The 14,723-nt window shown below is 64.7% G+C and carries 18 protein-coding genes; 9 read left to right on the forward strand and 9 right to left on the reverse strand.

The annotated features are described in order from the left end of the window. Position 1: 1 nt before the first annotated feature. A complete protein-coding gene (locus RY1_RS11310; RefSeq protein WP_072803766.1) occupies positions 2-1,870 on the reverse strand; it encodes a DUF4012 domain-containing protein in 1,869 nt (622 codons plus the stop codon). A gap of 216 nt (positions 1,871-2,086) precedes the next feature. On the opposite strand from RY1_RS11310, the gene RY1_RS11315 reads away from it, so the two are divergent. Both RY1_RS11315 and RY1_RS11320 read left to right on the forward strand, forming a co-directional pair. After that, complete coding sequence (locus tag RY1_RS11315; protein WP_072803767.1) at positions 2,087-2,287, forward strand: hypothetical protein; 201 nt, start codon at positions 2,087-2,089, stop codon at positions 2,285-2,287. A gap of 77 nt (positions 2,288-2,364) precedes the next feature. Further along, the gene (locus tag RY1_RS11320; protein ID WP_072803636.1) at positions 2,365-2,928 is read left to right on the forward strand and encodes a YdcF family protein; all 564 of its coding nucleotides are present in this window, start codon (positions 2,365-2,367) and stop codon (positions 2,926-2,928) included. On the opposite strand, the gene RY1_RS11325 is transcribed toward RY1_RS11320, so the two are convergent. Beyond that, positions 2,916-3,278, reverse strand: a complete 363-nt coding sequence (locus RY1_RS11325; RefSeq protein ID WP_072803637.1) for a CrcB family protein — start codon at positions 3,276-3,278, stop codon at positions 2,916-2,918. The genes RY1_RS11320 and RY1_RS11325 overlap by 13 nt on opposite strands. Then, entirely contained in the window at positions 3,275-3,652 is a 378-nt protein-coding gene (locus RY1_RS11330) for a fluoride efflux transporter FluC (RefSeq protein ID WP_072803638.1), read from the reverse strand. The genes RY1_RS11325 and RY1_RS11330 overlap by 4 nt, the downstream gene beginning before the upstream one ends. A 104-nt stretch (positions 3,653-3,756) precedes the next feature. Here RY1_RS11330 and RY1_RS11335 point away from each other — a divergent pair, with 104 nt between their 5' ends. From RY1_RS11335 to RY1_RS11345, 3 genes are all read left to right on the forward strand, one after another. Beyond that, positions 3,757-4,131, forward strand: coding sequence for an STAS domain-containing protein (locus tag RY1_RS11335; RefSeq protein WP_371829465.1), 375 nt, complete (start codon positions 3,757-3,759; stop codon positions 4,129-4,131). Between the two features lie 21 nt (positions 4,132-4,152). Beyond that, the gene (locus RY1_RS11340) at positions 4,153-4,629 is read left to right on the forward strand and encodes an ATP-binding protein (protein WP_245819599.1); all 477 of its coding nucleotides are present in this window, start codon (positions 4,153-4,155) and stop codon (positions 4,627-4,629) included. A 122-nt stretch (positions 4,630-4,751) separates the two neighbouring features. Further along, the gene (locus tag RY1_RS11345; protein WP_072803640.1) at positions 4,752-5,675 is read left to right on the forward strand and encodes a hypothetical protein; all 924 of its coding nucleotides are present in this window, start codon (positions 4,752-4,754) and stop codon (positions 5,673-5,675) included. A 14-nt stretch (positions 5,676-5,689) separates the two neighbouring features. On the opposite strand, the gene RY1_RS11350 is transcribed toward RY1_RS11345, so the two are convergent. The 3 genes from RY1_RS11350 to RY1_RS11360 all read right to left on the reverse strand — a co-directional run bounded on the left by RY1_RS11350 (position 5,690) and on the right by RY1_RS11360 (position 6,987). Continuing rightward, the gene (locus RY1_RS11350) at positions 5,690-6,052 is read right to left on the reverse strand and encodes a hypothetical protein (RefSeq protein ID WP_072803641.1); all 363 of its coding nucleotides are present in this window, start codon (positions 6,050-6,052) and stop codon (positions 5,690-5,692) included. Between the two features lie 83 nt (positions 6,053-6,135). Then, positions 6,136-6,357 (reverse strand): hypothetical protein, encoded by a 222-nt coding sequence (locus RY1_RS11355; protein ID WP_072803642.1) that lies wholly within the window; start codon positions 6,355-6,357, stop codon positions 6,136-6,138. Between the two features lie 126 nt (positions 6,358-6,483). After that, a complete protein-coding gene (locus RY1_RS11360) occupies positions 6,484-6,987 on the reverse strand; it encodes an arsenate reductase/protein-tyrosine-phosphatase family protein (protein ID WP_072803643.1) in 504 nt (167 codons plus the stop codon). 156 nt (positions 6,988-7,143) lie between these two features. Here RY1_RS11360 and RY1_RS11365 point away from each other — a divergent pair, with 156 nt between their 5' ends. Then, positions 7,144-8,487, forward strand: a complete 1,344-nt coding sequence (locus RY1_RS11365) for a DUF7159 family protein (RefSeq protein ID WP_072803644.1) — start codon at positions 7,144-7,146, stop codon at positions 8,485-8,487. A gap of 145 nt (positions 8,488-8,632) precedes the next feature. After that, positions 8,633-9,649: a glycosyltransferase gene (locus tag RY1_RS11370; RefSeq protein WP_072803645.1), complete on the forward strand. Its 1,017-nt coding sequence runs from the start codon at positions 8,633-8,635 to the stop codon at positions 9,647-9,649. Here the strand turns inward: RY1_RS11370 and RY1_RS11375 are convergent. Continuing rightward, a complete protein-coding gene (locus RY1_RS11375) occupies positions 9,619-10,143 on the reverse strand; it encodes a YdcF family protein (protein WP_084727360.1) in 525 nt (174 codons plus the stop codon). The genes RY1_RS11370 and RY1_RS11375 overlap by 31 nt on opposite strands. A 253-nt stretch (positions 10,144-10,396) precedes the next feature. On the opposite strand from RY1_RS11375, the gene RY1_RS11380 reads away from it, so the two are divergent. Then, on the forward strand, positions 10,397-12,019 hold the full coding sequence (locus RY1_RS11380) for a hypothetical protein (RefSeq protein ID WP_072803647.1): 1,623 nt from the start codon (positions 10,397-10,399) through the stop codon (positions 12,017-12,019). Positions 12,020-12,027: 8 nt separating this feature from the next. On the opposite strand, the gene RY1_RS11385 is transcribed toward RY1_RS11380, so the two are convergent. After that, on the reverse strand, positions 12,028-12,567 hold the full coding sequence (locus RY1_RS11385; protein WP_072803648.1) for a hypothetical protein: 540 nt from the start codon (positions 12,565-12,567) through the stop codon (positions 12,028-12,030). A gap of 57 nt (positions 12,568-12,624) precedes the next feature. Here RY1_RS11385 and RY1_RS11390 point away from each other — a divergent pair, with 57 nt between their 5' ends. Beyond that, complete coding sequence (locus tag RY1_RS11390) at positions 12,625-13,710, forward strand: glycosyltransferase family 4 protein (RefSeq protein WP_245819600.1); 1,086 nt, start codon at positions 12,625-12,627, stop codon at positions 13,708-13,710. Here RY1_RS11390 and RY1_RS11395 read toward each other — a convergent pair. Beyond that, positions 13,597-14,721, reverse strand: a complete 1,125-nt coding sequence (locus tag RY1_RS11395; protein WP_245819617.1) for a glycosyltransferase family 4 protein — start codon at positions 14,719-14,721, stop codon at positions 13,597-13,599. The two genes, RY1_RS11390 and RY1_RS11395, sit on opposite strands and share 114 nt — an antisense overlap. Positions 14,722-14,723 lie beyond the last annotated feature (2 nt).

A 14,723-nucleotide genomic window follows, 5' to 3' on the forward strand; every position in this document is an offset into this window, starting at 1 on the left:
TTCAGCTGCAGGTTGGTAGATCCACCGTCGACGACGCAGGTTGAACCTGTGGCTGAACGGGCGCCTGCGGTACACCGGGCGCAGTGGGCTCGACGAGGTCGTACTCGATGACGTTCGTTCGGCCCGGCTCGGTCACGATCGGCATGTAGAAGACCGGATGCCCACGATCGGCCCCGGTGAGGGCGAACACCGGCGAGCCGTTCACGGTGACGTTCTTCAGCGTCGCACCTTTGGTGGCGTAGAGCGAGACGATGGTCCTGTTGGTGCCGGGCGGGCCGTCGTAACGCGTGGATTCGTTCTGCCGCCCGGCGATGTACACCGGATAATTCTGCGCGGGAGCGTTGTTCGTGATCTCGGCAACCACCGTGGTCTGTCGGGTCGGGCCATCGCACGAACCGCCCGTGTAGGTGAGGTTGCGCGCGAGGTAGTAGTCGAGCTTTCCTCCCGCACCGTTGGCGGCCACCAACGCTGCGTACGGCGCCGTCGTGTCGGGCACCTCGTGTCCGATCTTCGTCGGCCCGAGAATGCTCTGCACCGCAGGATCGGCACTCCACACCGAGATGTGGCCTTCGCTCGCCGCGCGACCGAGAGCGCCCAGCAGTGCTGTCGGCGACCCGATGTCGCCCTGCATCTCGGTCACCACACGAGATGCGATGTCCTGCAGATAGTTCTTCCTCGCTCGCTGATCGTCCTGGAATCGAAAGTATGCGTCCGACTGGGTGATTCGTACGACGTTGTCGGCATCGATCACCTCACCGTCCGGCATCGTGACAGGTCCGATCGCGTCGAGAACGTAGCTCAGTGCCACCGGATCCGTCGCGAGCGCCCCATCGACGACCTGCCCGGTCTCCTGCTGCCACATCGAACGCCAGATCTGCCCGGCGTACGGAAAATGTGGACTCGCATTGCTGTTCTGCCAATTCTGCGTGGACTGGAACTTCTGCTCGTACGCAGCGTCGAACTCGGGCCCGAGGTCGATCGGGTCGTACTGCCGACTCAACTCGTAGTTGCTCGCGAGATCGTCCACATGTACGCGCCCGTCCACCGCCGACACGATTCCGAAACCGCCGATGAGCCCGCCCGTGCCCCGCGACTCGGCATTGGTCTGGAACGCCATGAAATAGTTGCGCGGACCGTCACCGCCGATCATCGGCGGGAGCACCTCGGCGGCAATACTGGTATTGGTCAGCAGCGTCGACAACTCGTGGACCTGGTCCTGCAGTTGCACCCGCGCGTCGTCGACCTGGTGCAGAAACGACGGAGCCGCTATCGCCGCGGTGCGTACATCGAGCTCGGACGCGGCAAGTGCGGTGCGGGCCAGGATCGGCGCCGCGTCACGGAGAGTGGTGATGTCGATCCGGCCGTCGGGCGAGCGCAGGTGCGCCGGGTCGAGCGTGGATCCGACATCGACAGTGGGCACGAGTACCTCGGAGGCGAGATCGTCCACCGCACCGGCGATCTCGGTCACGACATTCATCGGGCTTCCCACGTACGGGATCGCCGACGCCATTTTCCAGATCGGCGAGGCCGTCGCGCTCGCGGCATCGTGCGAGGCGGTGACGGCCGCAGCCGACTGTTCCCGTGCGCGGTCGATGTTTCCTGCGAGCAGTGCGGCCTTGGCTGCGCTCGCATGGCTCTTGGCTGCGTTCAGATCGGAGTACGCGGACTTCGCCGTGTAACCGAACCAGCCGAGCAGCGCCACCAGTGCGACAGCGACGAATCCGACCCCGAGGAGTACGCCCGAACGCGTTCGGTGACGCTTGCGACGAGCCTCGGCGTGGCGTCGTCGTCTGCTCCGATTTCGGCGACGCGAATCGTCGGTCCATCCGCCGTATGCGTCGTAGGAATCGAGAGATCGTCTGGTGCTCATCGAGAGTGTTGTTCCCTTCTTCGGAGGTAACACTACAAATGCCGAATCGGCAGCGCGCCACCAGATCGAGTGGCCGTCGATCCCGGTCATTCGGTTGAATGACCGGGTCGTCGGCGTCTGTGTTCGATGACGGAAGTCGTAGACGTTTCGGCCGACGCGAACGGGGTATTCGCCCGTTTCGCGGTAGCCGACACTCGGCTACGGGAGGGGATGGAAATGCGGTTCGTCACTCTGATCGTCATCGTCTGGCTCGTCATCGGAGCCATCGCCGTGTTTCAACGCGGTTATGTCTCGAGCGCACCCGAGAACTGCGCCGGGGTCGGGACCATCGCCCTCACCGTCGTCGCGGGCCCGCTGAACTACGCGGGTGTTAACCCGAAGGTCACCGACTGCAACCTGCCGCAGCCGAGCGAGTAGTCGAGCCCGTCTCGGCGACGTGAGTTTCATCGCTGGTCGCGACACGACCACCGGGCTCTGCATACTCTGGACGGGTGATGCGCGGAAACCGGTTGGTCGTGGCGGCCATCGCGCTCCCGGTGATTCTGGTATCGCTGATCGGATTCGGCGGCTACGTGACCTTCACCAAGGCGCACATCGATCCGGTCTCGCACGCCGACGCCATCATCGTTCTCGGCGGCGAACACGACGGGCGTGAGGCGTACGGGATTTCCCTGGCCGAACAAGGGGTCGCGGACACGGTTGTGTTGTCCGACCCGTACGGTAAGTCCGATCGGGTGATGAAGAAGTACTGCGGAGCCGATACCGACACGTATTCGGTGCTGTGTGTCCGGCCCGAACCGAGTACGACGCGCGGCGAAGCGATCTTCACCGAAGAGCTTGCGCGGGAGCATGGTTGGAAGCACGTAGTAGTCGTGAGTTGGCGATACCACTTGCCGCGTGCACGGTACATCTTCGGCCAGTGCTTCGACGGCGACGTCAGCATGGTGGCCGTACCTCGTAAGTACAACTTCTCGCTCGTGTTCTGGGAGTACACCTACCTGTACCAGATCGCGGGCTTCGCCAAGGCCGGCATACAGGGCGACTGTCAGAACTTGTGATACAGCGTCACACCGGATTTCAGCAACAGGATCCCGAACATGGCACACGCGACCCCGCCGATCACGTTGGCGGCGAGGAACGCCAGGCCGTCGCGGTATCTGCCTTCCCTGATCTGTGTGACCGTCATCAGCGCCACCGACGACATCGGCGCGAGCACTCCGAGGAACCCGAAGCACGCGAGCGCGACGAACCACTGCGGTGGCGCTGCGGCGACGACGAATCCGAGTACGCCGCACGTGCTGACCGTGAGAAGCAGAACGCGTCGGCGATCGGTGACTGCCGCGGTGAGCCGGACATGCAGAAGCGCTGCCGCGGCGCCGCCGACCGCGACCAACAGAACCAGAATCATCGGACACCCACTGCAGGGCGGGTGATCAACGCGCCTATCGCGAGGGCGACGACCGAGGCGAGGGGCGTGCCCACGATGTAGAGAACGGAGCGCCACGCGGCGTCGTACGTGACGCCCTGGAGTGCGTAGAACCCGAACGTGGTGAAGCCGCAGGCCAGCCCGAGGACACCCGACCGCAGTACCGGCGAGCGTCGACCCGACAGGTATCCGAGGGCTGCGCCGAGGAGCAGGCACCCGGCCACGTTGATAGTGAACGTGCTCAGCATCAGCCATCGTTGAGTGTCCCGAAAGTGCCAGATCCCGAATCGAACGACCGCACCGAGGGCGCCACCGAATGCCACCGCCGCTGTGTCCGGCAGACGATCGGTTCTCACTCGTGCGAGCCTAGTGCGATTCGGCGGGGACGGACGGACGGGTGGACAGGAATCACACGTGGGGGACATTGCCCTCCACTCCGGTATGTTGGGCAATTGTGACCGTGGAAGAGTCGGGCTCAGGGCCCCAGCATTTCGATGTAGCCGTGGATTGGCGTGGCAGCACCGTTGTCGTGTCGGTATCCGGTGAACTCGATCTGGCGACGGCTCCCCAGCTGTCCGAGTCGTTGGGTCTCGTTCTGGAGAAGGGCCCCACCGGCGTCGTGATCGATCTGTCCAGTGTCGGATTTCTCGCGTCGGCAGGCATGTCGCTGCTGGCCTCGACCCATCAGCAGCTCGGCGAGGGTGCAGTTTTCGCGGTTGTCGCCGACGGTCCGTCCACCGGACGTCCGCTGGCGCTCGTCGGCCTCGATCAGTTGTTCGGCATCTTCGGATCCGTCGACGAAGCCCTTGCCGCAGTGGAGACGGGTAAGTCCTGAACTTTCGGGTATGAGGAACTCATGATGGTCATAGCCTTCGGTGGAGACGAAGCGCCGGTTGTTGCTGCGACCGGCCCAATAGTCCGCCCACGTCTCGAGGACATCATGCACCTGGACTTCGACGGCGAAGCTGCCGTAGCCGATCGAGCGTCCGCACTCCGGATCGCGTTGAGCGAGTGGCTGACGGGTCTTCGCATCGCTCCCGAGCGTGTGTACGACGTGGTGCTGGCAACCTACGAGGCGCTGGCCAACGCGGTCGAGCACGCATACGCCCGGGACAAGCCAGGGACCCTCGACCTGCATGCGCAGTGCAGTCCGGATACCGGCTGGGTCGAGGTCACCGTGTGCGATCGCGGTGAGTGGTACGTGCACGCCCCGGATTCCACACGCGGTCGCGGTGTTCCGCTGATGCATGCACTCGCCGATTCGACGGCGGTGACCTCCGATCACGACGGAACGGTCGTTCGACTGGTCTGGGATGCGCGCGAACCGGTCTAGGTAGTTATCTCAATCCTCGGACAGCCGCTCTTGTGAAGTAGCACAATCTCCCCACTGGGTCAGTACGACATGGCCCGTGACGGCGGCGCGTCGGGCGCGTCGCCGAGGGGTGGGGAGGCGCGATGGCTGACGCGTTCATGCCGGGCAGTGTGCTGGCCGATCGGTATCGACTGCTCGAGCCACGGCCGGCCGAGCATGTCTCCACGTCGTGGCTCGCGCGAGATCTCACGACGGGTCGCGAGATCGGGCTCGCGGTCGTGGGCGTCGAGGAGCTTCGGTCGAAAGATCCGCGGACCGATGCAACCGAACGATTCGCCTCGGCCTCCGGTGCACGGCCACGAGTGATCATGGATCCCCCGCGGGTGCTTCTCCTGGCCCGACCGACGCGCACCGGCGTCGCTCCGATCGTGCCGCGTTCGGGTGAACTCGACGGCGACGGTATGAGCGGCACGGCACGGTCTCTCTGGGTGCTCGCCGCAGTGGTCGCGCTCGCGTTCTTCGGCTCGGCAGGATGGGTGATCTCGACGACGATGTTCGGCGGTGGCGTCCAGAACGTCTCGGTCCCGTCGCTGTCGTCGCGGCAGGAGACCGAGACACCGAAACCGAAGACTCTCGCGCCATCGGACGCCGAGGTGTGGTCGGCTGTGCGCTATCCCGACAACGCCGACGATGCTCAACGCGCGATCGACGCGAACCCGGCGACGCGGTGGTCGACCGATTCGTACCGGAGCGCCTTCGGCTCGTCGGCGGACGGGATCGGGTTGATCGTCGACTTCGGCCGTGCGGTCGACATCGACGACGTGTGGATCGCATCCTCGGATTCCGGAACCGCCGTCGAGATTCGAACACCGCCCGGCGAGGATCGAGAACTCGACTCGACCCGGCTGCTCGGCAGCGCAACTCTCCAGCCCGGTACGACGCACATACCGGTGGACAGTGAGTCCGGCGTGCGATCGATTCTGGTCTGGATCGCCGAGCTCGCCGCGACCGACAGTGGATTTCAATCGACCGTGAGCGAGGTCGGTGCCACCGCTGCAGCCGAGTGATCGGTGTGTGCCGGTTACCGAGTAGTCGTCGTCTCCGAGTTCGACTCTTCGTCGGGCTTGTCGGTGGTGGTGCTTCGGTTCCGCGGGGCACGGGTGGTGGTCTCGGGAACCTCGGGTGTGGTCGTCGCCGTGACCTCGGGCGTCGTCGTGCGAGGCAACGTCGGAACTGCCACCTGCCATGTCGGTGAGGGTGGAACGGTGATGGCGGACGAGTTCACCGCGCTCACCGCGGTACTCAGGTCCGAGCGCAACGCAGGCGGTTGGACGCGTTGTGTGTCGTCGTCGAAAGCGCCGCCCACAGCACCGATTCCCAATCCCACGACTACGGCGGTTCCGGCGATCGCGACCGCCGACACTGCGATGGCCTTGTCACGCATCGTCACTGAACCCTAACGCCGGTTGCCGAGTACTTGCCTACGGCACTGATACCGGAACGTTACCTCAGTGGGCTGCGGTGCGCTCAGCTGGCGACGGCCTCGTCGGTGCTCGCGATTCCGCGCCCACCGCCGAAGCGATGCTCCCAGACATCGCCGACCAACCGGTGTCCCTGCCATCGACGTCCGCGCAGAATTTTGCGAAGTTCGGTCGTCGTCCGCACCGCCCAGGTCATTGCTTTGCCGTCGGACGGCAGTTCGGCCTCGGCAAGCACCACGTCGTCGATTCGAAGCTGATACATCGGCATGAGGCACATCATGCATCATCGACGCGTGAAATTCGCGGCTTGGAAAAATGCGGACCGGCGTCGGGCTTGTAACCCGCTCCGTACACGTTGAGCTGTCATTCGATCGATCTACAAACGGACTTTCCGTCAGAAGAGACGCACGATTGCGGGTAGAGCATCGGCTATCTGCTGACCCACGCTCTCGTACACCTCGTGGGCTTTCGTGTACGGATCCGCGATGTCGACCGTCTCGACGGTGTGACGGGCCCGTGCGTCGGCGAGTTCGTCGAGAGTGCCGGCACCGGACATCGCGACGAGTGCCGACGCTTCGAGGAGAGTGAAGGTGCGGCGGAGTTTCCTGGGTGCGATCGTGAGGACGTCGTCGCGGTGACGGCTCGTCATCGTCAGAATCAGATCGGCCTCCTCCGCGATGCGCGGGGAGATGCGACGTGCCGAGAAGCCGTCGGGCTTCCCACCCAACTGTGTGAGCACGACGGCCGCGGTGGCATCCATGGGATGTCCCGTCAGGCCATGGGTACCTGCGCTGGAGGCGGTCAAGTCCACCCCCGACTCGGCGGCGTAGGCGAGCGCGAGTCGTTCGGCGGTCGGAGATCTGCAGATGTTTCCGGTACAGACGAAGAGAGCGTGCACCGGGCAAGGTTAATGCGTCGTGCTCGGCTGGAACATTCGGCAATCGCATTCGGACCGGGGTCACGCTACAGTGAGGCCCGAACGGGGGGCTTCGAGATTGGATCGTTACATATCCTGTCGGCGAGTCCACCCACGCGTTCTCGAGTGAGGCAGGTCATGACTGAGGTTCTCGGTGTATCGGTGGGGTCGAGCGCCGTCCGGATGGCGCGCCCCGACCTTCGCCTGCACACCTCCGGCGAGCAAGAACTGGACTTCCGCAGCGACACCGTCGACGCGTACTGGGATCGCGCCGAGGAGTTGGCTGCGGAATCGATCGGCGTCGTGCTGGCGCAGAACGGTGGAAACCAGGTCGAAGCGACCGGTGTGGCGTACCGAGACCAACAACAGTTCGGTGAGATCCAGCAGGCGATGGCCAGGCAGCGGTTGTACAACTACCGTCTGGTGCCCGAGGCGCGGGCCACGCTGGCCTACCTGGAGGCGTCCGGCGAGATCGGCGACTTCGGGACCATCTGCCTGTACGACCTCGGTAGCTCCGGCTTGACGATCAGTGTCCTCGATCGCCGGACGGGTGAGGTGTTGCTCGCCGAGCGCACCACGGACATCAGCGGCGACGATTTCGATCGTCTGATCTGTGACAATCAGCTGGCCAAGCAGGGGATGGAACTCCAGAACACACTCGGAGTACAAGAATTCACCAGCCGGTGCCGCATCGCCAAGGAACAACTCTCGACCAGTGGTGCCGTCTGCCTTCCCGGTGACAGCGGCGTCATCCTGATCTCGCGGGAATCCTTCGAAGCGCTCGTGACCGTGCCGATCGAATACTCGGCCCGGCTGGTTCGAGACATCGTCGCTCGATCGCCGCAGTACGTCGACGCGGTATTCCTCGTCGGCGGAGGCGCGCGAATCCCGCTGGTCGAAGCGATCCTGCGCTCGTGGACCGGATTGCACGTCGTCACCCCGCGCGATCCCGAGGCCGTGGCCGCGAAGGGTGCGGCTCTGCTCGCGACCCCCGTCGAGACTCCTGCCCTTCCTCCGCCTCCTGCGACGCCACTGCCTGCGATGCCACTGAGTGGGGCCCCGGACTGGCTCAGCCCCGAGCCCGTCGACCGCCCCGGCACGTCCAAGCGCAAGATCCGAGGTGCCGCGTTGGTGGCAGTGGGGCTCGGCGCAATCGCCGCGCTCGGATTGACGCTCGGGTACGGCGGATCCGAGGAACCTGCCAGCGCGCCGGCCGACACGGTATCGACCTCGACGGCTACCGTGCCGACGACGACACGACCTGCACCGACCACCACGGTTGCACCTGCGCCACCGGCAACGACCGAAGCGCCTGCCCCGGCGGCGCCCGTCGAGACCTACGAGGCTCCGCGATACGAAGAACCGGCGCCTGCACCGGCTCCGGCGCCAGCGCCTCCTCCGCTCATTCCTGGTCTGCCGCAGATCCAGTTGCCGCAGATCCAACTGCCTCCGCCGCCGGTGTTCGAGCTGCCCAGGTTCTAGTTTCGCGTCTCCAATTCGACGGGCGGGACACGTCGTCTGCGTCACAGCAGAACTCTGTTCATGCTGTACATCGGTCATACTCGCTGATGGAAGCGTATGCAGTGTTCATTGCCGTGCTGCACGCCTGAATCGAAGGACGAAAGACGTGGAGTTGCGCAGTGCGCCCGACCGGCGGGTAGTCAGCAATGTCTGGTACGGGGAGCCCCTCGGGGCAGAACTGTTCGATCGACCGTCGGGCGGCTACGTCAGTGCCGTCGTATCCGCCGTCCGGCTGCTGTCGGCCGCCGGCAGGAACGGCGTCGTGGTGACGTCCGAGGGTGCGGCCCGGCCGATCGGCATCATCGCCCTCGCACTCGCCTACGCGGTTCGACGACGCCGAGGCCTCGTCATTCTGGAGTTCCTGCCAGGACTCAAGACCGGACGTGCGGGCAGCGCGGTCAGGTTCTTCTATCGGCGGCTGCTTCGCCGCGCATGCCTGTCCATTCAGGTGATGACGTCGTGGGAGCGTGCGCTCTACATCGAGGAATACGACCTCGACCCCGCATCCGTCACTCACGTGCCCTTCTACTTCTACGACGACTCGTCGCACCGGCAGCTCACACCCGATTCGGCGCGCACGGGCGTGTTCGCCAGCGGGCGCAGTTCCTGCGACTGGGATCTGCTGATCGCTGCAGCGCGCGGCAGGTCCTGGAATCTGACCATCGTCTGCTCCGCCGAGGACCACGACGACGTCGTGAAATCCGCCGCGGGAACCGACATCGTCATCAGAACCGAGATCTCCGAGGACGAGCACGCGGACCTGCTCGCTGCAGCGCGCGTCTACGTGATCACGCTCGAGGACCGTCCGGTCAGTGCAGGCCACGTTCGCATCATGGGCGCTGCCACATTCGAGACACCGGTGGTGGTCACCGACGTCCGCGGTCTGGACGGTTACAAGCATCTCGCGGCCGAGGTCGTGCCTGCCGGTGACGTCGAGCAACTCCGATCTGCCGTCGAGCGCCTGCTGAACGATCCCGACAGTCGCGAGCGGGAGAGGGCGCGGGTGCGGGCCATCGCGAGGTCGAACACCCGCACCGACTACCTCGCGAGCATCGAGAGGTTGCTGAACCCCGGCGAGGCGTCGTCGCTCGCTCAGCAGTCCTCGAACACCGCGCGCGCATAGCCTGCGGATTGATAGACGTACTCCCACGCCCACTCGAAGACGTTCCGATCGGTCGTGCTGGCAACGAACGCCATGTCTCCGCTCCAGCACTTGTCGATGATGTATCTGGCCCGAGAGATGTGCGGGGTCGAGGTGACGACGATGATCGACGACCACCCTTCGCGGCGAGCGAGGTCACGGATCTCGCGTCCTTCGCCGCGCGTCGTTCCCGGGTCGGGATCGAAGCATTCGACGGTGAAGTCCGGTGACCCGTGCGTACAGATGTCGGTGAGAGTGCTGGCCGATCCGTACGGGTCGGAGTACACCAAGGTGGACGCGTAGCCCTCCTCCGCCAGTTCCAACCCCAGGCTGTTCCGGTCGTCCGCCGAACCGCCGAGAACCACTATCGCGTCGGCGTGCTTCGGCTGATCGACGACGGGATCCACGTAGACGGGATGGCCCAGGGCCGCGATGATAGCAACGACGACGGCGGCGACCAGCGAAAACAGGGTCACCCGGGCAGCTGTTCGCGGTGGGGTCAGCATCGGGCGGCAGCAACGAATTCGATCACACAGCCTAATTTACCGATGATTCTTGTACTATTGGTCTTCGGAATGCGTCGTTACAATCGGCAAGTACGGTTTTCTGCCAGGTAGAAGGGTTTCATGAGCGGCGACGCGCATATCGAGCACGGAGTGTGTCCAGCGAGCCTTCTCGCAGGTTCGTGTGCCCACGACACCCCTTCACTCACCGTTGTCTGACCGCAGAATGGCGCTTCGTTGGCTGATACTCGCGCCGATACTGGCAGTGGCCACCGCATTGATCGGCACCGTGGCGCACGAGCCCGTCACCGATCATCCCGTGTTTCGTGAGCTGGACGGACCCGACGTCGTCAATCCGATGCGCGGCCAGTTCGACAACATCGACACCGGCCTGTTCCCGCAGTCGAACATCGGTCAACAGCATTACCCGGATTGGCCGGGCACCAAGGACGCTGCCATCAGAGTGAACTGGCGCTCGCTGCAGCCGGTCGATCCGCGTACGTTGCCGCCCGACGCCCCGGAAACCCAGAAGTACGACTTCTCGGCGATCGACGAGGCACTGGAGTCGTACGGAGCCAGGGGGATACGCGTCGGACTGCGGGTGTCCTCCTACGACTCCTGCTGCGAGACCGCTCCCGCGGGCAACGTCAACATCGGCGTCCCCGACTGGCTGACGACCGTACCCGGAGCGACGACCAGCGTCGACTACGACGGAATCGCGCAGGTGATTCCCAATTGGAACGACAACAGCTACGTCGGCAACTTCGAGGCACTGCTCGCCGCACTGGGGCGCCGATACGACCGCGACGAGCGGCTGTCGATCTTCGAGATGTCGGGGTACGGCGACTTCAGCGAGAACCATGTCGCGTTCATGCGCGACCAGCTCGGCACGCCGGGTCCGGACGAGCAGGCGAGCGAAGCGGAACTCGGCTACTACAGCCAGTACGAGGATCAATACATCACCAAGGACAACGTCGTCAGATTGGTCGATGCGAACCTCCGGGCGTTCCCGAACACTCAGCTCGTCACTGCCACCGGCAATACGGAAATCGTCAAACAGCTCCTCCGCGACAGCGGCGAGCTGACGGCCACCACCAAGCCCGTCGGGCTGCGCGCAGATTGCCTCGGTACGTTCTCCCCGGTCCCCACCTGGGCCGACAACAAGTATTCGAAGTACGTGGAACGAGACGACCCGATCATCGACGTTCTCCTCGCGCGTTATTCGACTGCGCCGGTGCTGACCGAGTGGTGTCAGAAACCGGACGACGTCACATCGGCCGAATACTACGAACGTGGCCTTGCCGACGTCGTGGACCACCACGTGTCGATGACGGCGAGCAGCGGCTTCCCCGACCAGTTCAACGGCGAGACGATGGACCCGACGGCGTATTCGCTGTGGTCTCGCGCGAACGTGGTCGCAGGCTACCGCTACGTGGGCGACGCCACGGCCGACGCGTCGAGCTCCGGCGACACGGTGTCCGCAGCCGTGCGATGGACGAACAAGGGGGTGGCTCCGACGCACGAGGACTGGCAGGTGGAATATCGCCTCGTCGATTCGAGCGGCACCGTCGTGCAGACCGCACCCTCGGTGATAGATCTACGGTCGATGAGCTCGGAACAGTCGTACCTCGACAACGGCACGGTTCCGGTGCCCGCGACGGCCCAGGAAACCGTCGAATTCGACCGCGCCGGTCTGTCGTCCGGTTACTACACGGTCTCTGCAGCCGTGGTCTGGAACGAGCACAAGGCGGGCGCAACGACGACCGTGAACTACGAGCCGATGAGCCTCGCGCAGAACGGGCGAGGACTGGACGGCAGTTACGCGCTGACGACTGTCGAGATTCCGTGACGGCTCACTCACCCGAGCATGATGGTCCATAGCTGCCGCCGGGTCCCCGGCTCGTCCTCGAGATAACCGGGTACCTCACCCTCGCAATCGAACCCACGCAAGCGAAGTGAGCGAGAGAGAACGGTGTCCTCGGGGTGCAGCGCAATCGACGCGCGACGCAGCCACGGATTGCTCTTCTCCAGCGAGTTCAACGCTGCGCTCACGGCCTCCGACCGCACGACATCGGAATCGACGCCGTCGACGGCAAGAAGGACGACAGCCGACGCGGTGCCGTGATCGAGCAGTGCGGTGACGAATCCCGCGCGCTCGTGTTCGACTTCGACGGCGAATCGATACTGCGGCCCCACGTGACCGCGGCCCGAGTTGTGACGCTCGGGCGCAACCCTGATCAGTTCGATCACACCGTCGGTGGTGATTGCGGTTGCCTCCACCGATCCGAACTGGACGGTGGGACGGCGGATCCGGCGCAGTTGCGCCTTGGCGAGTCGCACACCCACCTGGATCATCCCGAAACCGAGCTCGAGTGATCCTCGTGCAGATGCAGGCATGAACCGACTCTCGAGCTGGGCGGAAAAGGGGGAAAGCAAACCAGCTAGACTATAACAGTGCACAAACCGCTTCGCGTTCTCGTAGTCGGTCCCGCGGCATCCGCCGCCGACAGCCGCGGAGGGATGGCGACGGTGGTGTCGCTGATGCTGGCCAATCCGTCCGCTGACGTTCGGACGGATAACGTTGCCACGTATGTCGATTCCACTCGGATCCGCAAGCTGTGGGTCGGCGTGACGGGAATGCTGCACGCGTCGTGGTTGATCGGGCGGCGCCGCGTCGACGTACTGCACGTCCATCTTGCGCACGGCGGCAGCGTAGTTCGAAAAGCGGTACCCATGGCGGTGGCGAGGCGCATGGGAATACCCGTCGTCGTCCATGCGCACAGCTACGATTTCGCAGGGTGGTACGGCCGGTTACCGCGGCCTGCGCGAGGATTCGTTCGTCATGCTCTCGCGGCGGATCATTGGCTCGTGCTCGGTACCGGACTTGCCGCGGAATACGCAGATCGGCTCGGGCTCGATCGACGAGATGTGACCGTGCTGTACAACCCGGTCCGCCTTCCCGAAGTCGCTGCACCCCAACAAGACAACGGTACCGTTCGCATCGTCACGCTCGGGCGCCTCGGGCAGAGGAAAGGGTCCTTCGACCTCATTCGGGCCGTCGCGGCACTGCCGGAAGGCGTGCGAGATCGGGTGACGGTGACCATGTGCGGAGACGGAGATGTCGACGAAGCCCGGGCGGCCGTGCGGTCCGAGGGTCTGGAGAAGGTGATCACGGTCGCGGGATGGACGTCACCGCAGGAGTGCGCCGACATTCTTTCTCGTGCACAGATATTCGCATTGCCGAGCTACAGTGAGGGCCTACCGATGGCACTGCTGGAGGCCATGTCGCACGGCCTTGCGCCGGTGTGCACCCCGGTCGGCAGTATCGGTGAGGCCATCACGGACGGCGTCGACGGTGTGCTGGTCCGGCCCGGTGATGTGCCAGCACTCACCGAGGCCCTTCGAAATCTAGTCGAGGACGGTGATTCACGACGCCGGATCTCGGCTGCCGCCCGCGTCAAGGCCGCGGAGTTCGACATCGACGCGTGGTATTCGCGACTGGACGGAATCTGGCGCGAGGCCGGCAACCGCCGCGAGTAGCGAATGCAGCCGCGTGCCGACGACATCGGCAGCGAACGTGTCGGCGTAATGAGTCCGTGCGGCAAGCCCGCGTCGAAATGCGGTGTCCGGGTCGGCCAGTCGATCGAGTTCCGCGACCAACGAATCCACGTCGTCGACGCCGATCGCAGGGTCACCTGGCGTTCGAAATTCGGGGAGCGCACCGCGGTCGCTGACGATCGCCGCCACTCCCAGTTGCATCGACAGCACCTGAACCCCGCTCTGCGACGCCCGACGGTAATGCACGAGCGACGCTTTCGCCCGTGCCATGACGCCGAGTTCGTCGTCGTAACGAAACGGGGAGTTGCGGTGGACGGTGTGCGGTGGCAGCGGGCCCTCGATCGATCCCTTGCCGATGATGACCAGATCATCTCCGCGCCAACCGGATCCGTCCACATGTCGACGCCACGCGCTCAGTACGACATCGAGGTTCTTGTACGAGTTGATGCGGCCCACCAACACCAGGTCGCGACGTGCGCTCGCGGGAACCACAGCTGATATTCGCTCGTCGTCGACGTCACTGGTCAAGGGAATCGAATACACCGGTGTGCGCGCGCCGGGAACCGTGCCGCGTCGCACCGCATCGGCGACGTACTCGCTGAACGTCACCGTCGCATCCGCTGATCGTCCCCATCGGTCGAATATGGCACGCTCCCAGGCCGGCCGATTCTCGGATGCGTCGTGCGGACGGTCGTCGTGAACCAGATGCACACGCGGCGCGAGAGCGCCGAACGCCAACCATCTCGGATCGCGCACGAGTTCACCGACGACGACGTCGGGGGCGAACTCCCGTGCCGCGCGCAGCGCCTTCACGAACGGAATCCAGCTGCGCGCCTGCTTGAATCGAGCATCGAGGACGACTTCGTAGTCGCGCGGCGCGTCGGACTCCGGGTGTTGGTCCGTTGTCACCAACATGACATCGTCACCCTGCGCGCGCAGAGCCTCGACGTGGATACGGGCGAGTGGGCGCATCCACGGCGACAGCCAGAGCACCT

It is taken from the genome of Rhodococcus yunnanensis NBRC 103083, from assembly GCF_001895005.1.
Lineage (GTDB): Bacteria > Actinomycetota > Actinomycetes > Mycobacteriales > Mycobacteriaceae > Rhodococcoides > Rhodococcoides yunnanense.